Here is a 24,889-nt window from a genome sequence, read left to right on the forward strand (position 1 = left end):
AAAAAAATCGACAATTTGTTACTTTCCATGATAGCGCAATTCGCTTAAATAAGCAATGTATCGTCTCTTAAGAAACTATTAAGCGTATGCTGCGTTATGCTTCCCGATACAATATTAAGTTCTTTTGCCCTCTCTTCTTCAATTGCAACTCTTATATATCTGGTAGTAAGACCGATAAGATATTTTTTTCCGGCAATTTCTTCGATATCCTCCCAAAGAACTTTTTCGCTCATGCCAATGAAATGTTCCCTGTAAGATTTTGACTGTTCTTTCGTCATTTTGAGAAGGACATTGCTCCTTACAGTCTTTTCCCTGTCAGTCAGCTGATCTTCCATCTTTGCGGCAACAGTACCTTTTCTTGGAGAATACTTAAAAACATGCATCTCATAGAAATCAATATCCTCCGCAAACTGTCTGCTTTCCTCAAAGGTTTCCTCTGTTTCACCGGGAAATCCTACTATGATATCGGTGGTAATAGCTGGTAAATTGTAGGCTTTTCTAAGTGAAGCCACACTGTCCATATATTCCTGAGCTGTATAATGTCTGTTCATTCGCTTTAATGTATCATCACTACCGCTTTGCAGTGATAAATGGAAATGCGGGCAAACCTTTGGAAGTGCTGCCATCTGAAGAGCCATATCCTCAGTAATAATCCTGGGCTCAAGAGAACTTAATCTGATTCTCTCGATTCCATCGATATCATTGAGCTTCTGTAAAAGTGAAAGCAATGCAGATTCTCCCTTATCCAGTCCATATGAACTAATGTGGATGCCGGTAAGTACTATTTCCTTACAACCATCCGCGGCAAGCTTCCGAACTTCCGATATGATGTCTTCTTCATCCCTGCTTCTTATTCTGCCTCTGGCGTATGGAATTATACAATAAGAGCAAAATTGATTACACCCGTCCTGGATCTTAATATACGCTCTTGTATGTCCGGGCATGCTCCTAAGCTCCATACGCTCATATCTCTGGGAAGGATCGTTTATTTCAGTAACACTGATTCCTCCAAGAAGCTTATCTGCAGTACTCTCTTCTTTTTCCCTGAAATATTCATCAAGTATTTCAACTATCTCTGATTTTTTATTATTACCAACAATAAGGTCTATGCTCTCATCAAGCTTAACACCTTCCTTATCGGTTTCCACATAGCAACCACAGGCAACCACAACAGCTTCGGGATTTTTCCTTTTTGCCTTATGAAGCATTTGCCTACTCTTATGATCCGCTATAGCTGTTACGGAACAGGTATTTATAATATATACATCAGCAATCTCGTCAAACGCTACAATTTTGTATCCTCTTTCTTGTAACTTTTGTCCCATAACATCTGTCTCATATCTGTTGACTTTGCAGCCGAGACTATGCAAGGCGACACATTTCATATTAAACCTCCACTAATTTTGTCATGTATATATCATTGACTTTTAACGTCCTTCCGTTTATTATGAAACAAAAGAAGGAGGTATTTGCGCAATGAAAACCGTAAAAATTTCTTTAAATTCTATCGATAAGGTAAAATCTTTTGTGAACGATATTACAAAGTTTGATTATGATTTCGACCTTGTATCAGGTAGATATGTAATTGACGCAAAATCCATCATGGGAATCTTCTCACTCGATCTTTCAAAGCCGATCGATCTGAACATCCATGCTGAAGATGGCGCCGATGAAGTATTGGCAATCTTAAAGCCATACATGATCTAATTTTTAAAACTATTGAAACCTGCGACCTACGTCGCAGGTTTTATTTTTTTACATATCGGGAATTATCTTCGAACTTCCCGATATGTAATAGTACTTCGAAAAATTTAATGCGGAACTCCATTAAACTTCAAGTTCCAGAATTTCATCTGTATCAAGGGCCGTTTTTACCAGCTCGTCTATTTTCTCATCCAATCTATGCTCATGAGATCTGATAACCTCAAGACGCGGTTTTGTCACAGGATGCTTTGCGACAAAAATTGTACAGCAGTCTTCATAAGGAAGAATAGATGTCTCATAAGCATCTATCTTAAGCGATATATCCACAATATCCTGCTTATCAAAAGCAATAAGAGGACGATATACCGGCATATCTGTCACAACCTCATTTGTAGCCATAAGGCTTTCCATTGTCTGTGATGCAACCTGTCCAATACTCTCACCCGTTATAAGTCCCATGCATTTATTTTGTGCTGCTATCATGTCTGCAATACGCATCATATATCTTCTCATGATGATTGTAAGTTCATCGTGAGGGCACTGTTTATAGATATACATCTGTATATCGGTAAAATTGATTATATGGAGTCTAACCTTACCGGTGTACTTGGCGATAACCTTTGCAAGATCAATAACCTTCTGCTTTGCTCTCTCGCTAGTGTACGGAGGTGCATTAAAATACACAGCTTCAATCTCTGCGCCTCTCTTGGCAATCATATATCCGGCAACAGGTGAATCAATTCCTCCCGATAGAAGAAGGCATGCCTTACCACTTGTTCCTATCGGCATTCCTCCCGGCCCCGGAATAATCTCGGAATAAATATTTACCTTTTCTCTTATTTCCACACTTACAAGTATTTGCGGATCTCTTACATCAACCTTCATTTCTGGAAATGCATCAAGTACCTGCGCACCAATCTCTGCGGCTGCCTCCATTGAATCCAAAGGATAAGTTTTATCAACTCGTCTGCATTTAATTTTAAAAGTCTTATTCTTGTCAGTGTATACTCCGTCAAGAAACTTAATTACTTCAGCTGAAAGCCCATTAATATCGGGAAGCTTACCATTCTCATCTCTCTCGATACAAACAGCAGGACATATTCCTGTTATTCCGAACACTCTCTGTAAAGCAGCAACTGTCTCATCAAAATCAAAACCTTTTGCATTCAGGTATATTCTTCCCGAAACCCGAAAAATGCTGAACTCACCTTCACATTTTTCAAGAACACGCTCCATTTGTTTTACAAGCGCCTCTTCAAACAAGTATCTGTTTTTTCCTTTTATTCCTATTTCCGCATATTTGATAATAAATGCATGATATTGCATAACTTCTCCTTAATTATCTCCTTGAAAATTCTCTGAGCATAGGTACTATTTCTTTAAAAGCTTTAACCGTTTCATCAATCTCTTTATCGGTTGTGAATTCTGACATACTGATCCTGACAGTACTGTCATACAACTCTTTAGGTAAACATATAGCCTTAAGCGTTCCGGAAACCTGGGGATGATTAGACGAGCAAGCGCTTCCTGCAGAGACATATATTTCCTTATCCTCAAGCGCGTGAAGAAGTACCTCTGCTCTTACTCCTTTAACAGATACACTTATTATATGCGGAGCTGTTTTTCGAATAACCTCAGAGAGTTCTTCATCACTAAGAGCTGATATATGTCTATCTGAAGTATCAATCCCGTTGATCCTAATGTCAGACAGTTCCTCTGTCAGCCCCTTTATCAGTCGTTCCTTTAATATATACAACTTATCAATTTTATCCGCAAAACCCGCATAGGATTCCTCAGCCGCTCTACCAAGGCCGGCTATTCCCGGAATATTCAGGGTTCCTGAGCGCATTCCACCCTGCTGTCCCCCTCCGTAAGTAATGGGCACTATTCTGATTCCATCTTTTATATATAAAAATCCAATACCTTTAGGACCATGTATTTTATGTCCGCTCACAGACATAAGATCAATTCCGAGCTGCTTGGGATTAAGATTCAGCTTTCCATATCCCTGAACAGCATCAACATGGAACAGTATTCTGGGATTTGCAGAGTGGATTATCCTTCCGGCTTCAGCAATAGGCATTAGTGACCCTATTTCATTATTAACCGCCATTATAGAAACAAGTATAGTATCTTCTCTTATAGCACTGCTAAGTTCATCTGTATCTATAATACCTTCCTCGGTTACAGGAAGATAAGTAACCTCGAATCCCTGCTCTTCAAGATATTTCATTGAATTAAGTACTGCCGGATGTTCAATGCATGTAGTTATCAGGTGCTTTCCTTCCCTATGATGCGCCTTCGCACCACCTATGATGGCGATATTGTCTGACTCTGTTCCACCTGATGTAAAAAGAATTTCCTTCGGTTTTGCTTTCAGTGTCTTAGCAATCTTGTCTGCAGCATCCTTTAAGTATTTTTCGGCCACTACACCCTTATGATGCATGCTTGAAGCATTACCGTAATCCTCTGTCATCACTTTTACGCATATTTCAGATACATCCCCGAACACCTTTGTCGTAGCCGAATTATCTAAATAGATTTCCATAATTCCTCATTCTGTGCTTAATATTTCTATACTTCCAAATGATACATGAGCCATGCAAGCATGGTAAATCCAGCTGTCTCTGTTCTCAGTATCCTTTTTCCCATTGTTATTACATTAAAACCGGATTCCCTGGCGGTTTTAACTTCCTCTTCTGCAAAGCCTCCCTCAGGACCGACAAATATTGCGATCTTTTGTCCCGGCTTTATGCTGTTAATCAGCTCTCTTGTCCTATCCATGCCATCTGCCATCTCATAGGGCAAAAGCTTTACATCCATTTCTTCGCAAAGCTTTACAGCTTCCCTGAAGTTTACCGGCATTTGTATCTCAGGAACAAACGCTCTCTTACTCTGTTTTGCTGCAGCCTCTGATATCGCCTGCCACCGCTTAACCTTGTTTGCTGCTCTCTTATCGTCAAGTTTTACCACAGACCTCTTCATCGAAACCGGGATTACCTGATATACCCCAAGCTCAACAGCTTTCTGTATGATAAGTTCCATTTTATCTGATTTTGGCAACCCTTGAAAAAGATATATCCTTGAAGGGAGCTCCGCTCCGGATTCCTTTATAAATCTGAGCTCACCTATAAGCTCATTATCCTTAATCGACTCTATTCCGAAACGATATTCCCTTGTTGCCACAGGCTCATCCTCACCATTATCATTCTCTGCTACAGTACTTAGTTCTTCTTCTCTGAAGCTTACAGAGAATTCCTCCCCTACCTTTAGCCTGAGAACATTTACCATATGGTTATAATCGGAATCGGTTATAACTATTCTTTTTCCACCATCTATAAGCTGACTACTGTCAGCAAAAAAATGATACATATTCTAAATCCTCATGATCAGTTCCGCTTGATACTTCACGCTCTAGCCTATGCCATTGCGAATATCGCCCATCCGGAAGATACGATATTTTATGCCTTTTTGGAAATAACTGAAACCCACTCGCCCTGCTTACATACTTCAATAACTGTAAGGCCTGCATCTTCGTGAGCCTTGCGGATTACATCCTCTTTTGCTTCAATAATTCCGGATGTTATATAAATTCCGCCATCCTTAAGCAAGCCGGGAACAATTGGTGTAAGCGGCACAAGAACATATGGAAGAATATTAGCAACTACTATATCGTAATCCGTACCAACCTGCTCCTGTACACCATTATCATCAATAATGTTACCGATTATAAGATCAAAATCTTTTGCTGCGATATCATTAGCTTTCTTATTATCTGCTACAGCAGGTTCTGCACAGGGATCTAAGTCTGTTCCCACAGTATGACCTGCCCCAAACTTCATTGCAAGTATAGACAATACCCCACTTCCTGTTCCCACGTCAAGTACCCTTGCTCCGGGAGTCATATATTTACGAAGTGCACGTATACAAAGCTGTGTTGTCTCATGCATTCCTGTTCCAAAGGCAGTACCGGGATCAATGTGAAGTGTGATATTGGCCTTCTTTTTATCCTCTTCGTCAGGAGTTTCCCATGAAGGAATGACAAGCACATCATCCACAAAGAATTTATGAAAATACTGTTTCCAGTTATTTATCCAATCAATATCTTCTGTCACATCGACAGAAATTGTTCCGTCACCTATATCAGAAAATGCTCTTAGTTCCTCAAGAACACTCTTTATTTCTTCCTTCATCTGATCAGGAGTCTTACTGACAGTGATCTCATCTCCATTCTCATCGTATTCATGGAGTGATAAAGTATTATTATCATCTACCTCTACAAAGAAATTTAGAAATGCGCATCCCGAATCAATATTTCTGTCCACCATTGAGCTATCAACGCCGGTCTCCTCATCATCCGCATCCTGAAGATCATCCGTAAACATCTGCTCCTTATCAGCAGCAGTAAGCGGCGCATTATCCTCAATCTGCGCACCTTCAAGTCCAATATCCATCATACTGCTTACTATGATATCCTCAGACTCTTCATTAGTTTTTATTCGAAAACGCATCCATTTCATATTTTTATCCTCATCTATAAACGCATATTTATATCTGACTAAGTTTTTGTAATGTAGTGCAAATGCACACAACAAAAAGTTTCTATCTCACGAGAAAAGCGGAGAGTTCCATGCTCCCCGCTTTTTAATTATTTCTTTTTACCGAAAAAACCGCCTTTTTTCTTACCGTCATCATTTCCGTCTTTATTGCCGGATATGCTGTCAGCAGCATGAAGGCTATCTCCCGTCTTCTCATCAAACTGCTTAAGAAGATCCTTAGCTTCTTTTGAAAGCTTGTCAGGCACCTGTACAACAAGTGTTACATAATGATCTCCTCTAATGTCCTTGTTTCTAAGTGTCGGAACACCCTTACCGCGCAGTCTTACTCTTGTATCCGTTTGCGTTCCTGCCTTTACGTCGTAAAGGACCTTACCATCAACCGTATCAATGGCAACTGTTCCACCAAGTGCAGCAATAGCATAAGACATGGGAACTGTTGAAAAGATATCATAATCCTGTCTCTGGAAAATAGGATGATCCGCAACTATTACTTCTACAAGAAGATCTCCTCTGGGACCACCATTTCTTCCGGGCTCTCCCTTTTCACGGATACGAACACTCTGTCCGTTATCTATGCCTGCAGGAATTGAAACCTGTATTCTCTTGGTACTTGATACATATCCTGTACCGCCGCAATCGGAGCATTTATCCTTGATGACCTTACCGCTTCCGTTACAATCAGGACAAGTCTGAACATTTCTGACTGTACCAAAGAATGACTGCTGTGTAAATACAACCTGACCTTTACCTCCACACTTAGGACACATCTGTGCCATGGTACCGGGTTTAGCTCCTGTTCCCTTACATGTCGGGCATGGATCTTTAAGCTTTAATTCCAGTTCTTTTTCGCAGCCAAATACCGCTTCTTCAAATGTAATCCTTACACTGGCACGTATATTTGCACCCTTGGCCGGGCCACTTCTTGCGCCCTGACTTCTTCTGCCGCCGCCAAAGAAATCTCCGAATATATCTCCGAATATATCTCCAAAATCCGCACCGCCAAAATCAAATCCGCCATAACCACCTTGACCACCTTCAAATGCAGCATGTCCAAACTGATCGTACTGACGCCTCTTTTCAGGATCGCTGAGTACAGCATAAGCTTCTGATGCTTCCTTAAACTTATCTGCAGCTGCCGAATCACCGGGGTTCATATCCGGATGATATTTTTTAGCTAAAACACGGTATGCTTTTTTTATCTCATCATCACTTGCTCCCTTGCTTACGCCAAGGACCTCGTAATAATCGCGCTTCTGATCTGCCATGTGTTTCTCCTAGTCAAAAAATTGGACGTTCTGATTTTTTCAGAACCGGGTAGCTCATCGGACAGGGATCTCCCTTGTCCGATTATTACTAAAAGCCCAATCCATCTTATATTATGTATTGGGCATTAGCAATATTAAAATCATTAAACTTTTATTAAACTCACATCTGACTTATATGCAGAATGCTTACTGTTTAAATTATACTTCTCTGTAGTCACCATCTACTACGTCATCGTTTGAGCCTGCATCTGTGCTCTGAGCACCTGCACCACCCATATTCATATCAGGGCCTGCCTGGGCACCTGCTGCACCCTGTGCATTCTCATAAACCTTTGCAAAAAGTGCCTGAGCATCTGTCATGAGCTTTTCTTTCTGGCTCTTGATTGTATCGATTTCACTGTCTGTAAGCTCACGATCCTTTGTCTGCTCAAGAGTATCCTTAAGTGCCTTAAGGTCATCTTCTACTGTCTGCTTCTGGGAAGGATCGATCTTGTCTCCAACTTCCTGAATTGCTTTCTCTGTCTGGAATACGAATGAATCAGCTTCATTACGGGCATCAATGCCTTCCTTACGTTTCTTATCCTGTGCCTCGTACTCCTGAGCTTCCTTTATAGCCTTATCGATATCTTCGTCAGACATATTTGAGCCGGCAGTAATTGTGATGTGCTGCTCTTTACCTGTTCCAAGATCCTTAGCTGATACGTTAACAATACCGTTTGCATCGATATCGAATGTAACCTCGATCTGAGGAATACCTCGCATTGCCGGAGGGATACCATCAAGACGGAACTGTCCGAGCGACTTATTATCCTTAGCAAACTGTCTCTCACCCTGAAGGACATTGATATCAACTGCTGTCTGGTTATCAGCTGCAGTAGAGAATACCTGGCTCTTCTTTGTAGGTATAGTTGTGTTACGCTCGATAAGTCTTGTAGCCACACCACCCATTGTCTCAATAGAAAGTGAAAGAGGTGTTACATCAAGAAGAAGGATATCGCCTGCACCCTGATCTCCTGCAAGCTTACCACCCTGGATACCTGCACCAACTGCTACACACTCATCAGGATTGAGGTTCTTTGAAGGCTCATGTCCTGTAAGCTGTTTAACCTTCTCAACTACGCAAGGTACACGTGTTGAACCACCAACAAGAAGGACCTTTCCAAGGTCTGAATAATTAAGGCCTGCATCCTTCATAGCGTTCTGAACAGGAATAGCACTTCTCTCTACAAGGTCATGGATCAGCTCTTCGAATTTTGCTCTTGTAAGATCCATATCAAAGTGCTTGGGACCTTCTGCTGTTGCAGTAATGAAAGGAAGATTAATATTGGTTGTTGTAGAAGCAGAAAGCTCCTTCTTTGCCTTCTCTGCAGCTTCCTTAAGTCTCTGCATAGCCATCTTATCGCCTGAAAGGTCTACGCCCTCCTTAGCTTTGAATTCAGAAACCATCCAGTCAATAATCTTCTGGTCAAAGTCATCACCACCAAGGTGTGTGTCACCGTTTGTTGAAAGAACTTCGATAACACCATCACCAATTTCAATAATAGATACATCAAATGTACCACCACCAAGGTCATAAACCATGATCTTCTGCTCTTTCTCATTGTCAAGACCATAAGCAAGAGCTGCTGCTGTAGGCTCATTGATGATACGCTTTACTTCAAGGCCTGCAATCTTACCGGCATCCTTTGTAGCCTGGCGCTGTGCATCATTGAAATATGCGGGAACTGTGATTACTGCCTCTGATACTGTTTCGCCGAGATACTGTTCTGCGTCTGCCTTCAGCTTCTGAAGGATCATAGCTGAAATCTGCTGAGGTGAATACTTCTTGCCATCAATTGTACGGCCGTTATCAGTACCCATATCTCTCTTGATTGATGAAATTGTGTTCTCAGCATTTGTTACAGCCTGACGCTTTGCAGGCTCACCTACAAGACGCTCTCCGTTCTTTGTAAAAGCCACGATTGAAGGTGTTGTTCTTGCACCCTCAGCGTTAGCGATAACTGTGGGCTTACCACCTTCCATAACAGCTACGCAGCTGTTTGTTGTTCCTAAGTCGATACCTATAATCTTACTCATTTTATAATCCTCCGTTTAAATAACTAATAAAATCTAATGAAGTTCTGCTCTCACACTTCGTGTTCGACAGAACTAAGTAGTACACTAAGCTCGAAAATACCTCGCTAAGTGATTACTTAGCAACGGCTACCATGCTGTGTCTAAGCACTGTGTCGTGGAACATATAACCCTTCTGAAGCTCCTGAGCTACGAATCCTTCCTCATACTCTTCGCTGTCAACCTGCATTACTGCATTATGAAAATTCGGATCAAATTCCTTTCCGACAGCCTCTATGGGAGTTACACCAAGATCCTCCATTTGCTTCATAAGCTGCTTGTAAATCATGTTCATTCCGTCCGCAAAAGCAGAACCCTTATCTTCTTCAGGAACAGCAGCCAGTCCCCTCTCGAAGTTATCAACAACGGGCAGTATCTTCTCTAATACATTTGCTGCTCCGTTATCAAACATCTGCGCTTTCTCTTTATCTGTTCTCTTACGGAAATTCTCAAACTCCGCAAGCTGGCGCATATACTTATCCTGCATTTCTTCAAATTTTTCCTTGAAAGGATTCTTTTTCTCTTTTTTACCGAAAAGACCTTTCTTTTCGCCTTCTGCATTTTCAGCTGCACCTTCAGCTGCCTCTTTTGTATTCTCTGCAGAAGCCTCTTCCTCGGCTGCCTCTGCTACCTTATTGGCCGCTTCAGCAACTTCTTTTGCTTTTTCTGCAACTTCCTGTTGAAGCTCCTTTGCTGTCTTCTTTCCGGACTCTGTACCAACGTCCTTCTTTACTTCCTTACTCACTTAAAGCACTCCTTATGGTTCTATTGTTTTTTATATAAATCATCCAGAGCTCTCATCATATTTTTTAGTGCTCCGACAACCTTGTCATAATCCATACGCTTAGGTCCGATGATTCCAACTGTTCCTCTCATTCCCTCGCCCAGATCATATGTAGCGGTAACCACACTGCAATCTCTCATGGACTGGACAGGCGATTCATTACCTATATAAACCTGAATTCCGGTTTCTTCCGTACTTGACTGAAGTGTATTCTCTACAAGACTTGTAAGATCACTCTTGTCTTCAAAAGTTGTAATAAGATCACTGGCTCTTTCTCTGTCAGCAAGCTCGGGATATCTGAAAATATTATTTGCTCCGCTTGTATAAATCTGAAGATCTTCATCTTCTGTTATAGCCTCCGCAGCAGCATCTATTATCTTTCCCAAAATGTCGCTGTGAATTCCGGCTTCCTGTTTCATAGCCGCTACAAGGCCAAGATTTATATCTTCTACCGAAAGTCCTCCAAGTCTGGTGTTCAGAAGAATATTCAGCTTCAACATATCGGATTCCGAAAGCTCCTGGTCAGTTTCAACCATTCTGTTCTTTATTACATTTCCTTCTACAACAATAGTTGTTAAAAGATGCTCTTCATCAACTTTTGAAATCTGTACAAATTTAAGCTTGTTTCGCCTTATCATCGGAGCAGAAATCATTGATGCATAATTGGTATCAACCGCAAGCGTCTTTGCCACCTGTTTAAGGAGCTTCTCAAGCTTTTCTTCCTTATCGAGAAGCATCTCCTTCATGTTTTCAACTTCCTGTTCCTTCTCAGAGAGCATCTCATCTACATATACACGATATCCCTGATCCGACGGAATTCTTCCCGCTGAGGTATGCGGCTGTAAAATCAACCCCATCTCCTCCAGATCAGCCATCTCATTCCTTATTGTGGCGGAACTGAGATTCAAATCCGTATATTTTGAAATCGTCCTGCTTCCGACAGGTTCACCGGTCTCGAGGTAATTGCGTACAATTGCATGCAGTATTTTCTTTTTTCTGTCATCCAGTTGCATCTCTTCACCTCTTTCCGTTATGTTAGCACTCATTTGAGTTGAGTGCTAATATCTTCTGACAATAAATTACCACTATAAATAGTAGATGTCAATAAAAAAGAATTACTTAGTATTTTTCTATAAGATAAAAAATCCCTGAGGGAAATTGATCCATCAGGGATTAGTGAATTTATAAAATTATTTCGCACAATTACATGCCAAAGTCTGCGTGAACCTCTCCGTTAACCACGAAGTATACTCTCTCCTCTTCAGGCTTAACATAAAGCTCAAGAGTCTTGATTTCGGAAACATCTCTTCCCATATCATACTGCCATACATTCTTGGCATTCTCAACAAAAGTATCATATGTAACACTCTTATCGGCATACTGAAGAACAATATTGGTCTTGGTTGCAGCAGCCTTTGTAGCTGTAGTCTTTTTTGCTGCAGGCTTTTCTTCCTTAGGCTCAGCCTTCTTTGCAGCAGGCTTTGCTGCTGTTACTTTCTTTACAGCAGGCTTCTTTGCTGCTTCCTTCTTCTCAGCTGCCTTAGGCTCTTCCTTAACAGCTGTTTCTTCTTTCTTTGTTGCAGTCTTTTTAACAGCAGTCTTCTTTGCTGTAGTCTTCTTTTCAGCTGCTTTCTTAACTTCAGCCTTAGGTGTCTCTGCTTTTACTTCTTCTTTCTTTTCTGCAGCAATTACCGGTTTCTTAATAGTTGCTATCGGCTTTAAAGCTGCTTCTCTCAACTTGTCGTCAGCCATATCTCCCTCTCTTTCCATAAGGAACGCTTGCTTTGCGTTTTTGCATTTTTATCATTACGTTTTTGAGTTTAGTACAGTTTCTAAAAAAAGTCAACATTTATGCGCTTTTAGACCTGTTTCAATCCTGTCAATCGCCATTTTAAGCACTTCCATGGACGATGCAAATGAAATTCTCACGAAACCGGGCGCAAAATAGGCACTTCCCGGCATCACTGCAACGTGATGTTTTTCCAAAAGATATGTGCAAAGTTCAGTATCATCATTTATCGTCCCGATACCCTCATATTCTTTTCCCAAAAAATATCGAATATCAAAAAAGGCATAGAATGCACCCTGGATTTCATGACAGATGACACCTTGGATTGCCCCCAGTCTTTTCTGCACATAGTCCTTTCTTTTCTGAAATTCCTCAACCATCATCCTTACAGAGTCCTGAGGTCCGTTTAAAGCTTCAACCGCCGCATACTGAGAAATACTTGGCGGAGTTGTCGTAGTCTGACTCTGAATCTTAACCGCATTAGCTATTACATCTTTTCTGCCGCAAACATAGCCCAGTCTCCATCCTGTCATGGAATAGGTCTTTGAAAAGCCATTAACAAGAATAACTCTGTCTTTCATTCCTTCTATAGAAGACAGACTAAAATGGCGATTGGCTCCAAATATTATTTTTTCATAGATTTCATCGGAAATAATAAAGATATCTTTGCGGACAGCGAGCTCCGCAAGTGCCCTTAATTCATCTTCGGCATAGACTTTACCGGTCGGATTGTCGGGCGTACATATAATGACAGCCTTTGTATGCTCATTGCAAGCATTTTCAATGGCTTCCAAATCAAGTGAAAAATCATCTTTTCTTTTTACAAGAACAGGCTTTCCGCCTGCAAGAGTGATCATATCGGGATAGCTGACATAGCACGGGATCGGAACAATGACCTCATCGCCCTCCCCTGCGATGGCACAGAGCGCAGCAAAAAGTGCCTGTTTGGCCCCAACCATAACAGCAACCTCATTTGCTTCGTAGTTGACACCATTGTCACTGCGAAGCTTTTCTATGATAGCCTCTCTAAGAGGCATGATCCCGTTTCCGGAAGTATACTTGGTAAAATTCTCATTGATTGCCTTTATTCCGGCCTCCTTGATATTTTCCGGAGTAGGAAAATCAGGCTCCCCAACATTTAGCGAAACAATGTCCTCCCCTTGCCGTCTAAGCTCTTCTACTCTGGCAAAAAGAGCAGTAGTCGGTGAAACCCTAAGGGTAGACATCCTGGCAGATAAACTTGTACTCATACTTCTCCTCCGGTCATGCAAAATTCGCTTTACATGACACATTAAAACATAACTACAGTTACTTTTAACATCCTCCTCAGCTTATGATAAGCTTTTCTGCAAAATCTCCCTACAGTTATATCAAACTTGTGATAAAGCCTTGATAAAAATGTTATCTTCGGCATCACGAGATAGTCATATTCCCTGATATGCTCTCTCAAATAAATAGGGTATGTCTCATCTATATCAACTCTTTCAAATTTTGCATCTCTTCCAAATATGTCTTGCCCGAGAACCAGTCTGTCCATTGTCTCCGCAAGGATTTCTCTGTCGTTATATTCCTGATGTGCAGCAGCCTTGACTTTAACACCGATTCTCTTGGCAGGGTTCGTTTCATGATGGCCTCCCATGTAGCCAAAATGCCAGCCACCCTCCTTTACTCTTACAGATCTTCCGTCACTTACAGGCACAAGATCTCTAAGTCTGACCATTCCCTCTTTAGGGATATTGTCAATCGATGTTACCTTTGTTCCGAGCCACTTTCTGTCCTTTTCGGGAATATCCGGAAAATCTCCCGTAATTGATAAAAGTTTTCCGGATTTTTCTTCCATATTGAAAAAAGCGTAGAAATTTCGCTGTGCCAGGTGATACACCTTGCCAGGATCAAAATTATCTATTATTTTTTTGAGTACTTCAGGATTCGGTATTTCATCAGCGTCTCCAAAAAGTATTATGTCATCACCGGTAGCTCCGACTCTCTTAAGCCCTTCCATAAGGCGGTTTTTCTGAAAATAATCCCTTTCATGAGTAAGTGCAACCTTTGGAGTATCTCTGACAACTACATATTCTATACGGTCAAGAAACTCTCTAAACTGTTCCCTGTTCTTCTCAAAGCAAAGTTCCTTATCCTCGCCCGAAAAAGTCATGGTTGATTCTTCTATAATAAATTTATCTACATATGGACTAAGAATATTGAGTCTGAGCTTCAATATGTCCACTTCATTAAAAAATGGAATGCAATCATATACCATTTTTTCTGATCCTCGCTTTTATAAATGACTTTATTTTGTGCTTACGGCACGAACGAATAAGAGCCTTTTCCGAATCGGCCGCCACCTGTAATCCATGAACGAAAACATCTTCTTCCGGTGCCCATTCGGGAAGTTTTTCCTTTGCAAACTCAGCATAAAAAGCAGAGTTCATCATTGCTTTCATTTTTCTTTTAATTTCAGCAATACCCAGTTCCGAATAAATGAGTTTTTTCATGCCAATAGTACAGGTAAGGCTCTTTCTGGCCTTTATAATGCCTGCATATTCTCCTTTTGTCCATCTGCATGCGTATTCATCAAAAGCTTGCCACGCAAGTGCCTGATTATCAAGAAACTCAGGATGATAACTGCCTGTAAGCCCTTCTTCATTTATTCTGTAAAGATACAGTATACGGTCAAGATATGCAATACCCTTTGCCCTGTCTATTATTGCAGCAGTCTGCAAAAGATCTTCTCCATGATTAAGCCGCCTGTCTTTCTTGTCATTTTCAACAAGACTATTTCCAAGTTCTTTTTGAAGACATTTGTTCCACATAGCATTCAGTGAATCCCCCGAACACATTAGTCTGTAAAAATCCTGCTTCTCATCGGGGCCATATATTTTATTTTCGAAAAAAGGGAAACTGAACATCTTTTTGTCAGGTGTACTAAGCTCAGCAGCATTATATAAAATCACATCCGGGATTTCGCCTTTTTCGGAAAAGGCTTTTATATAAGAACACAGTGCGGAAACGAAATCTTTTTTCATCTTATCATCCGCATCCATGAAAACAAGAAAATCTCCCGTCGCCTGCTTTATACCTTCCTGCCTTGCCTCATAAGCAGAAGCCCTGCCGATATGAAAGCTGTGTACAAAGTCATTTTCATCAGCAAAGCCGTCACATATATTTGCACTGTCATCTTCCGATCCATTCTCGATAAGCAGTACCTCCATGCATACTTCATCCGGAAGAATTTGCTCAATGACAGAATTAACAGCTTCTGCTAAATATTTTCCGGCATCATGAACAGGAATTATCACAGAAATTCTCATGTTACATTATGCTCCCTCTTCCATTTATCCATTCTTCTCCAGAAAAACAATCTGGTAACAGCATATTTCATCCTTTTGGCAGGGCTGTAAAATCTGGGATAATCCTTATTTTCTCCCCACCACTTATGGAAAACAAACGGCTCAATTCCTTTATTTTCCGGAAGCGGATGTTCTCTTCCAAACTTAACTGCCACATCTATCGGTGCCCATCTTAAGCCATGCTCTTCCATCTCATTTTTATTCAGGCAGCATAAAAATACATCCTCGTTGTAAAAACCATCATATACTTTTCGCCATTGAAGCTTATGCTTTACCGGATATTCAAGGAGCCTTTTTGATCTTATTGACACACTGTTTCCGACACGGCATATCTCCCCGTTGCTGTCACGATAAGCATAGTCATTTTTCGGAAGCGGCCAGGGGGAACCGATATAATCATAATTCAGGAAGTCATCCGACCAGTTCTCGGGATGTATTACAAACCCATCTGCATGGACTATAAGAACATAATCTGTCTTTATATGCCTCCCCAGTTCATACACCATTTTATAGTTAAACTTATCTATATTATCAAGCTTAGTGGTATAACTAAACCTTATATTTTGGGGCAGATAAAACGGCTTTTTATCCGATATCAGTACGGCATCTCCAAATTCTATATTCCTCATGCTGTACTTTATTGCCTGCACCGTTTCATAAACATCGACACTTGTCATTGCCGCAACAGTGACATTTGGAAGCTTGAGCTTCTTTGTATTATTACTCATTTTTATAAACCTTTATTATTCCGCATCTTCTTTGGAGAGACCTGATTATTTTCCAAAAGAAAAATTTACCGTATAACAACCTTCTGCGTATGTTCTGAAAAAATACCATCGCCCCCTTTGGTTTGATATTCCTGCGGGCATAAAGCTTTGATTTCTTTTTATATTCCTCAAGTTCTTCTCTGCAATCCTCTGCCGAAAACAGCCGTCCATTTTTGTCCTGGTATGTAAGAAAGCTGTATATATTCTGTTCTGACGACCAAAATCCGTCGGATACATTATGTCTTGCCCAGTACTTAGGTGCAATTGCCTTTTTAAGTTCCGTACTGGACATAACCGGCATCATCGCAAACGAGGAATTTGACAAAATCAGATATCTTGCGTTTTTTATGGTAACATAATCCTTACCCATATCAAAATGATGGCACTCATACTCAGGAAGAACCTTTCTGGCAGCTTCTTCATCCTCTGTAACTACCATAAATCTCATATTCGGATTAAGCTTTTTCATATTCCTTATAGCATTTAGCCAATAACTTCGATCAAGAAAAAGTTCGGGAGCATTTGCATACTCACCGCCCCTCATATTGATTATGCAAAGGTCATCTGCTGTATATTCGTAAGACTCGGCTTCTTCTTTTACATGTAGCCAGTCCTTTATTCTGTCCCTATATTTTTCAAAGTACGACTGGTCCTGAAGATTCCCGTAAATCAGAGTATTATCTCCGACTTCAAAGAATTTGGGGTCCGCTCCGGATATATAGCATCCGTTTGTCATATCATGAACAGAATTCCCCATATAAAGCCTGTCATCCTGCTCATGAAAAATTTCGAATTTGCTCATATCTTCCCTGGGAATTTCCACCCCAAGGTCAATATCCATAAAATACATCCCCTTGTTGGAATGAAATACGTTTCCCACTTGTCCGGGATTAACAAATCCAAAGGGCACGCCTTTTTCTTCTGCAAGGCATCTTGTAGCCACATAGAAAAAAAGCTGATTTCCAAGTCCATAGCCCTTAATAAACTCAGCACCTATCATTTAAATTCCTCTTCATACCACTGTTGGAACATAAGAATATACCATATTTGTATTCGATATATTCCGTTCTCGGTAAAATCTTTCCAGATTTTTTCCACAACATCAGGGTCAAGTATTCCCTGCTGCCTTATCTTTTCTTTATCTAAAAGACCCTCTGCCCAATCTCTAAGATCATCTTCCAGTAGCCATTTCTCTATCGGAATGGAAAAGCCCTTTTTGGGACGTTCCATCATTTCTTTCGGAACATAACGATAAAGAACATCTCTGAGCACAAGCTTTCCGACTTTCTCATCTCTCAAATATCCGATTGGAAGACTCCATGCAAATTCAACAACATCTTTATCAAGCATGGGTACTCTCGTTTCAAGCGATACAGCCATGGCTGTCCTGTCCACTTTGACCAGTATGTCGTCCGGATGATAAACAAGCATATCCATAAGCATTGTCTCATGATTTACTTCATTCAAAAATCCGTTATCCAATTCAGTATATTTATATGGAAGTTTTCCTCTTTTTAAAGCGATTTTTTTAGTAAGAGGATCTGTCTCATGCTCCATTCGGTGAAGGTCAACAGGTCCCTCTGCGCCAAGCAGAGTCCCTTTTATCCTGTAGATTTCCTTTTTGGAAAGAGGTGACCCAAGTACCAGTGCACTGGCAGCCTTCCTTACAGGATAGGGAATGCCATGCATCTTTCCCCATATTCTGCTTATAGACTCGTATGAAGTATATCCGCAGAACAGTTCATCTCCGCCATCTCCGCTAAGTGATACAGTCACATGATCTCTGGTCATCTTACTGACCAGATATGTAGGAATCTGTGAAGAATCGGCAAACGGCTCTGCAAACATATGCGAAAGCTTTGGTATAACCTCTTTCGCATCCTTTTCGGTTATGTATAATTCTGTATGTTCCGTCCCCAGATGCTTTGCTATTTCGGCTGCATAAACAGCTTCATTATATGCCTTGTCCTCCATGCCGATAGTAAAGGTTCTTACCTTGCCCGGCATAAGCTCCTGCATAAGTGCCACAATTGTGCTTGAATCAATTCCCGCCGATAAAAAAGCACCTACAGGAACATCCGCAACCATCTGATCCTTTATTGAAGCCTTCAAAAGCCTCTCGAGTTCATCAGCTGCTTCCTTTCCTGACCCTGTAAACGGATTGTCCTGACCTCGCTTTGCAGCATCCTTCATGGACCAGTAAACGGTTTCTGTGGTCTTTAAAGTGTTTAGCTCAATTGTAAGAATTGTTCCTGCTTCCAGCTTTTTTATATTCTCATAAATTGTATATGGTGCAGGAATATACCCTTCCGTGAAATATATATCCAGTACATCTGTATTTATGGCATTATCAAAACCATCAATCACGCGAAGGCATCCAATATCTGATGCAAAAGCAAATGATTCCGATACTGTACCATAATAAAGCGGCTTCTCGCCAACTCTGTCTCTTGCAAGAGTTACGGTCTGCTCTTTAGTGTCGTATACGGCAATTCCAAACATTCCCTTACTTAATGACAAAGCTTCCTTTATTCCGTAATACTCGATAGCTTCAAGAAGCACTTCTGTATCCGAGGTTCCTTTAAAATCAGCGGCCTTAGCATAGCCATCATTAATTAACTTGTCTTTAACATCTTTATTGTTGTAGATTTCTCCGTTATATACCATAACAAGTCTTCCGGAATGACTTGTCATCGGCTGTGCACCGTTTTTTGAAAGATCGACAATGGAAAGACGTCTGTGTCCAAGTGCAACTTCTCTATTTTCACTTATATATATGCCTTCATCATCAGGTCCTCTGTGAACCATACGTTCATTCATTTTTTTGATGTTGGCACCTACATCACCACGAAACTTTAGTAATCCTGCTATTCCACACATATGATGATTTCCTTATTTAAAAATTTATTCAAGATTCTCAACGAAGTTTCCAAAAATTCTGATATCACTGACAGTGCACATAAGTGCCTCAATTACGCGATTCATGCCTTCAACCGTAAGGTCTCCGGTAAATTCGGCAAAAAACATATATTGCCATTTCTGCTCAGGGATAGGGCGCGACTCAAGTCTTACCAAATTGAGTCCGTAGATTCTAAACACTGTAAGTGCCTCATGAAGTGCACCTGCTTTATGTTCCGTTCTGAAGCTTATGCAAATCTTATCCCTGCCTTCTCTAAGCTCCATCATAGGTGATACTACCACAAATCTTGTAGTATTCGTTCTGTTGGTATTTATGCCTTCTTTTATAATCTTTAGTCCATATATTTCCGCCGCTCTTGATGAGCAGATTGCCGCCTTGCTTTTGTCACCTAGTTCTGCAACCATTCTTGCACTTCCCGCAGTATCAGCCTGAGGAACTCTTACCCACTCCCTGTGTTCATTCAAAAACTGCTCACATTGAAAAATTCCCTGTTCATGAGAAAAGACTGTCTTTATATCAGAAATATCAGCATCAGGAAGGACCATGAGATTATGCCTTACTCTGACAGTAGTTTCGCCAACCATATAGCATTCGTATTGGGCAAGCAGATCGTACACCTGTCTTATTGCACCTGTTGAAGAATTCTCTATAGGAAGAACAGCATAATCCGCATCGCCCTTCTTTATTGCTTCAAAGGTATCCTCAAAGTGAAGAAGGCCTTCACTTTTTACATCTTTTCCAAAAAAATCTATCGCAGCCATCTCACTGTATGCACCGGGCTCGCCCTGATAAACCACCTTGGGATTTGTTATCGGCTGTCTTACATTTCTGAGTGCACTGTCAAGCGGTGCGCATGCTCCCTGGCTCTCACCGAGTTTTCTTTCCACACGCTCACGAAGCTGTGTTATGTATTTTTCATTTACGATCTGAATCTCTTCCATCTTGTCCTTCCCCTGCCAAAACTTCCATCTTCTCCACTATCTCTTCAACATCCTGAAGAAGTTGTCTTTCTGCTTTTGTCTGATTATTATCCTTATTATATTTATATAAAAACAATGGATATGAGGCAGGCCTGAAGCTGATTTTCTCATCACATGCCCTTATAAATTCAGGTATTTTTTCTGCTTTAAGCCTGGCATTGTTGTTCATTTTAATGGCAACCTCACCATTTCCGCCTTTTATTTCCAGAATATAAAGTTTATGCGCTTTCTCCCGGACAAGAGATATTCTTATCAGGTTATCGACAGACTCGGGCAGTTCTCCAAAGCGATCTCTAAGCTCGTCTCTCATATCATCACGGTCGCCTTCATTTTCTATGCCGGCTATACGCTTATATATCTCAAGCTTCTGTTCCTCGTTAACAATATAGTCACTCGGAATAAATGCATCAACATCTATATCAACGCTTGTTGAAAAATCCTCAAGAAGTGCATCAGTCTCTTCACCTTTTTTCCTTCTGACTGCTTCTCCAAGCATCTTGCAGTACAGATCGTACCCTACAGAAGCCATGTGCCCTGACTGACTTTTTCCCAAAAGGTTACCCGCACCTCTTATTTCAAGGTCACGCATTGCTATCTTAAAGCCTGAACCAAGATCTGTAAACTCCCTGATCGCAGACAGCCTCTTTTCTGCAACTTCACGCAACATCTTATTTCTTTTGTACATCAAAAAAGCATACGCTGTTCTGTTAGATCTTCCGACACGGCCTCTAAGCTGATAGAGCTGTGAAAGTCCCATTTGATCGGAGTCATGAATTATCATCGTATTCGCGTTTGATATATCCAGACCTGTTTCTATGATAGTTGTGGAAACAAGTACATTTATCTCGCCGTCGATAAAATCATACATTATTTTTTCAAGCTCAGACTCCTTCATCTGACCATGTGCAAATGACACATTCACCTCAGGAACAAGCTTCTGTATTCTGGCAGCCACATCAGCAATGTCATTGACTCTGTTGTAAACATAATACACCTGACCGCCTCTTGCCACCTCTCTGGAAATGGCTTCTCTTACCATTTCATCATTATATTCACAGACAAATGTCTGAATAGGCTGTCTGTCCATAGGTGCTTCTTCAAGTACACTCATATCTCTTATACCAACCAAAGACATATGAAGCGTTCTCGGAATGGGAGTTGCCGACAAAGTAAGCACATCCACATTTTCTTTAAGTTTCTTTATTTTTTCCTTATGAGTAACCCCAAATCTCTGCTCCTCATCGACAACAAGGAGTCCTAAATCCTTATAAGTTACATCCTTTGATAAAAGTCTGTGTGTTCCTATTACAACATCAACAAGGCCTTTTCTCAAATCTTCTACAGTTTTTTTCTGTTCTGAAGCCGTACGAAATCTGGACATCATATCAACCCTTACCGGAAAATCCTTCATTCTCTCAGTAAAGGTATTATAGTGCTGTTGTGCCAGAATAGTCGTAGGAACCAGAATTGCAACCTGCTTTCCATCCTGCACAGCTTTAAATGCCGCACGAATCGCTATCTCGGTTTTTCCGAAACCTACATCTCCGCACACAAGTCGATCCATAATCCTTGCGGATTCCATGTCATTTTTAGTATCGGCAATAGCAGACAACTGATCCTCAGTCTCATCAAACGGAAAGGCATCCTCAAACTCCTGCTGCCATACTGTATCTGCGCTAAACTGGTATCCGCTGCTATTCTGCCTTTTTGCATAAAGCTCTACAAGATCATCCGCAATTTCCTCAACTGCCGATCTCACCTTGTTTTTAGTACGCTTCCAATCACCCGTTCCGAGTTTATTCAGTTTGGGCTTTCTGCTCTTCCCGTCTGCCCCTGCATCTCCGCTCGCATACTTCTGAATAACATTAAGTCCCGTCGCAAGTACATACAGATTTCCGCCATCCGCATAGCTTATCTTTATATAATCCCTTACAACATGGTCGGTTTCAATCTTTTCTATTCCCTTATATATGCCAAGACCGTGATCCTCATGTACCACATAATCACCGACAGTAAGGTCTGAAAAGCCGGAAATCTTTTCACCACTGTATTTTGACTTGGATCTTTTTCTTTTTTTCTTTTTATGCTCCGTGAAAATATCACTCTCGGATATTACCGCAAATTTCAGATCCGTGTACTCAAACCCTTTAAAAATCCTGCCATAATAGGTCATTATTTCTCCGGCTTCGAGCTCACGCATAGGATTCTCGCTATAAAAAGCGGTAACGTTCTGGTCTCTTAAATCCTCAACTATACGCTTTGCTCTTGTACGTGACCCTGACAAGATCAGTACACGATATCCGTTTTTCATAAAACCCTTCAGGTCGTGAACAAGTGATTCAAAGCTATTATTATAAGGGGCTATACTCCTTGCATGCACCTCTGCATGTTCTTCAGGTTCAAACTTATTAAGCCCTTCCGGTGCGCGAAGTGCTGATAGCATAACCCTTCTTGTGCTGTGCATCCTTGCTATGCATTCCTCAGCAGAATACAAAAGGTCCATCTGTGAGGGAAGTGCATATCCATTCTCAGATCTGTGTATCATACTTTCTCGAAACTCATTTTCCACTGCAGAAGCATGTTCCAAGACATGCATGGGCTCATCTATAAAAATGCATGATTTTCCCGCAGGAAACAGCTCCAGAAATGTCACCGTATTTTCATAAAAATATCTTATATAGCTCTCAAGGTTTACTTCCAGTTCAAGCTCGGTAAGTTCTTCCTTCAGTTCCTCAAAAGATGACTTTATACGATGTGCCGCCTCGGTTTTAAACTCATCCCTGAGCTTTTGATACACGAGTTTTACCTCGCTCTCCATTTTCTTCAAACCTTTGGATTTTTCATCATCACTAAGGACAATTTCCGCAGCAGGATATATTTCAATTGATTCCAGTTTATCAATTGACCTCTGAGTCATAATGTCAAAGCTTCTAATATTTTCGACCTCATCACCCCAGAGCTCTATTCTGTATGGGTTTTCCTCAGTCAGGTCAAACACATCGATGATATCTCCTCGTACAGAGAATTCTCCGGGTGCGCCGACCTGATAAACCCTGTTGTATCCGATTTTTGAAAGTGTCTTTGCAATTTTCCTCTCATCAACCGGCTTTCTCTTGTCTATCTTCAGGATATTATCCTTTATAACGTCTATAGGAATCTGCGGAGTCATAAGACTGGAAAAGGTCGTTACTACAGTAACAGGCCTCCCCTCAATCAAACGACGAAGACACTTTATACGTTCTCTTACAATTTCGTTTGAGTGAACGTCTGCTTGGTAAAAAATAAGATCCTTTGCCGGATACACTGTGGCATTTCTATCGTAAAATCTATAGTCCTCGCATATCTCTTTCACCCTGATATCACTGTAAGTGACAATAATACGGTACTTAAAATCCTGCGCAAGACCATTGATAAAATGAAGTTTCTGCGAATCCATGCAGCCGGAAACCTCCGCACATGCAAAAGGCTTCTCAAGATACTTGTTTAGTTTTTGAAATGCCTCCAGTTCCTGGAGCGGTGCTTCTATGGCTCTCATATTAATCCTCATCCAGAAAAAATATCTGTCCAATACACATCTGTTAACAGTGTCTACGCTCCGCAAATAATTACAAAAAGCAAAAAATTCTTGGAATCGTCATTATTCAAATTACTCTTTATCAGGCTTAACACCATTCCACTTATTCATAGCAGCATTTACATCTTCTTCCATGATAAGCCTTACTGCATCAGCAGCATGTTCCATAGCTTCCATGACATAGGCCGTATCCTCTTTGTCAAAATGACCGAGTACCCAATCCGCAAGATCAATTCTCGGAGGTTTTTTTCCAACTCCTACTCTTACTCTTGAAAACTCATCATGCCCAAGCTGTGCAATAATATTCTTAAGTCCGTTATGTCCACCTGCACTTCCACCGGGACGTACTCTGATCCTTCCGGGATCCAGATCAATATCATCCGATATAACTATAAGCTCCGTCTTCGTATCAATCTTGAAATAATCAGCAACAGGTCTGATTGACTCACCACTTAAGTTCATATATGTAAGCGGTTTAAGAAGAATAACCTTTTCATCTCCTATTCTTCCCTTTCCATACATACCCTTGAATTTCATCTCAGTCAAATCTATATCATATTTTTCTGATAAAACATCTATTACTCCAAAACCCACATTATGTCTTGTGGCATTGTATCTTTTCTCGGGATTGCCGAGTCCTGCGATTAAATACATAAATATCTCCATAAAAAATGTGTGGATTAACCAGTCATAGTTACCCCACACATTTTAACATATTTCTATTTAATTGGAAGTTCTGCTCTCGCTTAACACAGACGTAATCTTAGAATAAGCTTCCCACTCCTGTCGGTGCAGGTTCTGCAGCCGGTCTGGAATCAATTACTTCATCAGAAGCCTCATCATATGCCTTAAGTATAGTTTCCTGCAGTAATCTTCTTGTATCGGAGTTGATCGGATGTGCAATATCACGATACTCTCCATCTACTGATTTTTTGCTGGGCATTGCAATGAACAATCCCTTGTCACCCTCAATCACCTTAATATCATGAACAACAAATTCATTATCCAGCGTGATTGAAACGATGGCACGCATCTTTCCCTGCTTTGCTACTTTTCTGACACGAACATCTGTAATATTCATCCAA

21 protein-coding genes are annotated in these 24,889 nt (G+C 40.8%); 1 reads left to right on the forward strand and 20 read right to left on the reverse strand.

What is annotated here, in order from left to right; all coding sequences use genetic code 11:
• Nucleotides 1-44 precede the first annotated feature (44 nt).
• Nucleotides 45-1,385, reverse strand: a complete 1,341-nt coding sequence (mtaB, locus tag BV60_RS0115870; protein WP_029323307.1) for a tRNA (N(6)-L-threonylcarbamoyladenosine(37)-C(2))-methylthiotransferase MtaB — start codon at nt 1,383-1,385, stop codon at nt 45-47.
• 91 nt (nt 1,386-1,476) lie between these two features.
• Between mtaB and BV60_RS0115875 the strand changes: the two genes are divergently transcribed.
• Entirely contained in the window at nt 1,477-1,707 is a 231-nt protein-coding gene (locus BV60_RS0115875; protein ID WP_026496052.1) for an HPr family phosphocarrier protein, read from the forward strand.
• Between the two features lie 120 nt (nt 1,708-1,827).
• Here BV60_RS0115875 and thiI read toward each other — a convergent pair whose 3' ends face one another.
• From thiI to spoVG, 19 genes are all read right to left on the reverse strand, one after another.
• On the reverse strand, nt 1,828-3,030 hold the full coding sequence (thiI, locus tag BV60_RS0115880; RefSeq protein WP_029323309.1) for a tRNA uracil 4-sulfurtransferase ThiI: 1,203 nt from the start codon (nt 3,028-3,030) through the stop codon (nt 1,828-1,830).
• Nucleotides 3,031-3,043: 13 nt separating this feature from the next.
• A complete protein-coding gene (locus BV60_RS0115885; RefSeq protein ID WP_029323311.1) occupies nt 3,044-4,252 on the reverse strand; it encodes a cysteine desulfurase family protein in 1,209 nt (402 codons plus the stop codon).
• A 26-nt stretch (nt 4,253-4,278) separates the two neighbouring features.
• Nucleotides 4,279-5,076, reverse strand: a complete 798-nt coding sequence (locus BV60_RS0115890) for an RsmE family RNA methyltransferase (protein WP_029323313.1) — start codon at nt 5,074-5,076, stop codon at nt 4,279-4,281.
• Nucleotides 5,077-5,165: 89 nt separating this feature from the next.
• Entirely contained in the window at nt 5,166-6,224 is a 1,059-nt protein-coding gene (locus BV60_RS0115895) for a 50S ribosomal protein L11 methyltransferase (protein WP_029323315.1), read from the reverse strand.
• Nucleotides 6,225-6,352: 128 nt separating this feature from the next.
• Nucleotides 6,353-7,528 (reverse strand): molecular chaperone DnaJ, encoded by a 1,176-nt coding sequence (gene dnaJ, locus BV60_RS0115900; protein ID WP_029323317.1) that lies wholly within the window; start codon nt 7,526-7,528, stop codon nt 6,353-6,355.
• Between the two features lie 198 nt (nt 7,529-7,726).
• On the reverse strand, nt 7,727-9,604 hold the full coding sequence (dnaK, locus tag BV60_RS0115905; RefSeq protein ID WP_029323319.1) for a molecular chaperone DnaK: 1,878 nt from the start codon (nt 9,602-9,604) through the stop codon (nt 7,727-7,729).
• Nucleotides 9,605-9,716: 112 nt separating this feature from the next.
• Nucleotides 9,717-10,385, reverse strand: coding sequence for a nucleotide exchange factor GrpE (gene grpE, locus BV60_RS0115910; protein ID WP_029323321.1), 669 nt, complete (start codon nt 10,383-10,385; stop codon nt 9,717-9,719).
• Between the two features lie 20 nt (nt 10,386-10,405).
• Nucleotides 10,406-11,470 (reverse strand): heat-inducible transcriptional repressor HrcA, encoded by a 1,065-nt coding sequence (hrcA, locus tag BV60_RS0115915; protein ID WP_035777287.1) that lies wholly within the window; start codon nt 11,468-11,470, stop codon nt 10,406-10,408.
• Between the two features lie 157 nt (nt 11,471-11,627).
• Complete coding sequence (locus BV60_RS23240; protein WP_197029583.1) at nt 11,628-12,176, reverse strand: DUF6465 family protein; 549 nt, start codon at nt 12,174-12,176, stop codon at nt 11,628-11,630.
• A 90-nt stretch (nt 12,177-12,266) separates the two neighbouring features.
• The gene (locus BV60_RS0115925; RefSeq protein WP_029323325.1) at nt 12,267-13,463 is read right to left on the reverse strand and encodes a pyridoxal phosphate-dependent aminotransferase; all 1,197 of its coding nucleotides are present in this window, start codon (nt 13,461-13,463) and stop codon (nt 12,267-12,269) included.
• A 41-nt stretch (nt 13,464-13,504) separates the two neighbouring features.
• Nucleotides 13,505-14,473, reverse strand: coding sequence for a glycosyltransferase (locus BV60_RS0115930; protein WP_029323327.1), 969 nt, complete (start codon nt 14,471-14,473; stop codon nt 13,505-13,507).
• A complete protein-coding gene (locus tag BV60_RS0115935) occupies nt 14,463-15,524 on the reverse strand; it encodes a glycosyltransferase family 2 protein (RefSeq protein ID WP_029323329.1) in 1,062 nt (353 codons plus the stop codon). The genes BV60_RS0115930 and BV60_RS0115935 overlap by 11 nt, the downstream gene beginning before the upstream one ends.
• The gene (locus BV60_RS0115940; RefSeq protein WP_242840994.1) at nt 15,521-16,291 is read right to left on the reverse strand and encodes a DUF5672 family protein; all 771 of its coding nucleotides are present in this window, start codon (nt 16,289-16,291) and stop codon (nt 15,521-15,523) included. Before BV60_RS0115940 ends, BV60_RS0115935 begins: the two co-directional genes overlap by 4 nt.
• The gene (locus BV60_RS0115945) at nt 16,284-17,330 is read right to left on the reverse strand and encodes a glycosyl transferase (protein ID WP_029323333.1); all 1,047 of its coding nucleotides are present in this window, start codon (nt 17,328-17,330) and stop codon (nt 16,284-16,286) included. Before BV60_RS0115945 ends, BV60_RS0115940 begins: the two co-directional genes overlap by 8 nt.
• Entirely contained in the window at nt 17,327-19,210 is a 1,884-nt protein-coding gene (gene asnB, locus BV60_RS0115950) for an asparagine synthase (glutamine-hydrolyzing) (protein WP_029323335.1), read from the reverse strand. The genes BV60_RS0115945 and asnB overlap by 4 nt, the downstream gene beginning before the upstream one ends.
• Before the next feature lie 24 nt (nt 19,211-19,234).
• Nucleotides 19,235-20,191: a prephenate dehydratase gene (locus BV60_RS0115955; RefSeq protein WP_051656794.1), complete on the reverse strand. Its 957-nt coding sequence runs from the start codon at nt 20,189-20,191 to the stop codon at nt 19,235-19,237.
• Entirely contained in the window at nt 20,166-23,765 is a 3,600-nt protein-coding gene (gene mfd, locus BV60_RS0115960) for a transcription-repair coupling factor (protein ID WP_051656795.1), read from the reverse strand. The genes BV60_RS0115955 and mfd overlap by 26 nt, the downstream gene beginning before the upstream one ends.
• A 111-nt stretch (nt 23,766-23,876) precedes the next feature.
• Nucleotides 23,877-24,458 carry an aminoacyl-tRNA hydrolase gene (pth, locus tag BV60_RS0115965; RefSeq protein WP_029323340.1) on the reverse strand — a complete coding sequence of 194 codons (582 nt, stop codon included), beginning with the start codon at nt 24,456-24,458 and terminating at the stop codon, nt 23,877-23,879.
• Nucleotides 24,459-24,567: 109 nt separating this feature from the next.
• Nucleotides 24,568-24,885, reverse strand: coding sequence for a septation regulator SpoVG (gene spoVG, locus BV60_RS0115970; RefSeq protein WP_051656796.1), 318 nt, complete (start codon nt 24,883-24,885; stop codon nt 24,568-24,570).
• Nucleotides 24,886-24,889: the final 4 nt, after the last annotated feature.

It is taken from the genome of Butyrivibrio sp. AE3004, from assembly GCF_000703165.1.
Taxonomy (GTDB): domain Bacteria; phylum Bacillota; class Clostridia; order Lachnospirales; family Lachnospiraceae; genus Butyrivibrio.

Excerpts from the sequence above, each read along its gene's own strand:
- BV60_RS0115945 (WP_029323333.1), bottom strand. The coding sequence starts at position 17,330 with ATGATAGGTGCTGAGTTTATTAAGGGCTATGGACTTGGAAATCAGCTT.
- hrcA (WP_035777287.1), bottom strand. The coding sequence starts at position 11,470 with ATGAGTGCTAACATAACGGAAAGAGGTGAAGAGATGCAACTGGATGAC.
- mfd (WP_051656795.1), bottom strand. The coding sequence starts at position 23,765 with ATGAGAGCCATAGAAGCACCGCTCCAGGAACTGGAGGCATTTCAAAAA.
- BV60_RS0115895 (WP_029323315.1), bottom strand. The coding sequence starts at position 6,224 with ATGAAATGGATGCGTTTTCGAATAAAAACTAATGAAGAGTCTGAGGAT.
- BV60_RS0115930 (WP_029323327.1), bottom strand. The coding sequence starts at position 14,473 with ATGGTATATGATTGCATTCCATTTTTTAATGAAGTGGACATATTGAAG.
- BV60_RS0115890 (WP_029323313.1), bottom strand. The coding sequence starts at position 5,076 with ATGTATCATTTTTTTGCTGACAGTAGTCAGCTTATAGATGGTGGAAAA.
- spoVG (WP_051656796.1), bottom strand. The coding sequence starts at position 24,885 with ATGAATATTACAGATGTTCGTGTCAGAAAAGTAGCAAAGCAGGGAAAG.
- dnaJ (WP_029323317.1), bottom strand. The coding sequence starts at position 7,528 with ATGGCAGATCAGAAGCGCGATTATTACGAGGTCCTTGGCGTAAGCAAG.
- BV60_RS0115885 (WP_029323311.1), bottom strand. The coding sequence starts at position 4,252 with ATGGAAATCTATTTAGATAATTCGGCTACGACAAAGGTGTTCGGGGAT.
- BV60_RS0115925 (WP_029323325.1), bottom strand. The coding sequence starts at position 13,463 with ATGAGTACAAGTTTATCTGCCAGGATGTCTACCCTTAGGGTTTCACCG.
- dnaK (WP_029323319.1), bottom strand. The coding sequence starts at position 9,604 with ATGAGTAAGATTATAGGTATCGACTTAGGAACAACAAACAGCTGCGTA.
- mtaB (WP_029323307.1), bottom strand. The coding sequence starts at position 1,385 with ATGAAATGTGTCGCCTTGCATAGTCTCGGCTGCAAAGTCAACAGATAT.
- BV60_RS0115935 (WP_029323329.1), bottom strand. The coding sequence starts at position 15,524 with ATGAGAATTTCTGTGATAATTCCTGTTCATGATGCCGGAAAATATTTA.
- BV60_RS0115955 (WP_051656794.1), bottom strand. The coding sequence starts at position 20,191 with ATGGAAGAGATTCAGATCGTAAATGAAAAATACATAACACAGCTTCGT.
- BV60_RS0115940 (WP_242840994.1), bottom strand. The coding sequence starts at position 16,291 with ATGAGTAATAATACAAAGAAGCTCAAGCTTCCAAATGTCACTGTTGCG.
- pth (WP_029323340.1), bottom strand. The coding sequence starts at position 24,458 with ATGTATTTAATCGCAGGACTCGGCAATCCCGAGAAAAGATACAATGCC.
- BV60_RS23240 (WP_197029583.1), bottom strand. The coding sequence starts at position 12,176 with ATGGCTGACGACAAGTTGAGAGAAGCAGCTTTAAAGCCGATAGCAACT.
- BV60_RS0115875 (WP_026496052.1), top strand. The coding sequence starts at position 1,477 with ATGAAAACCGTAAAAATTTCTTTAAATTCTATCGATAAGGTAAAATCT.
- thiI (WP_029323309.1), bottom strand. The coding sequence starts at position 3,030 with ATGCAATATCATGCATTTATTATCAAATATGCGGAAATAGGAATAAAA.
- asnB (WP_029323335.1), bottom strand. The coding sequence starts at position 19,210 with ATGTGTGGAATAGCAGGATTACTAAAGTTTCGTGGTGATGTAGGTGCC.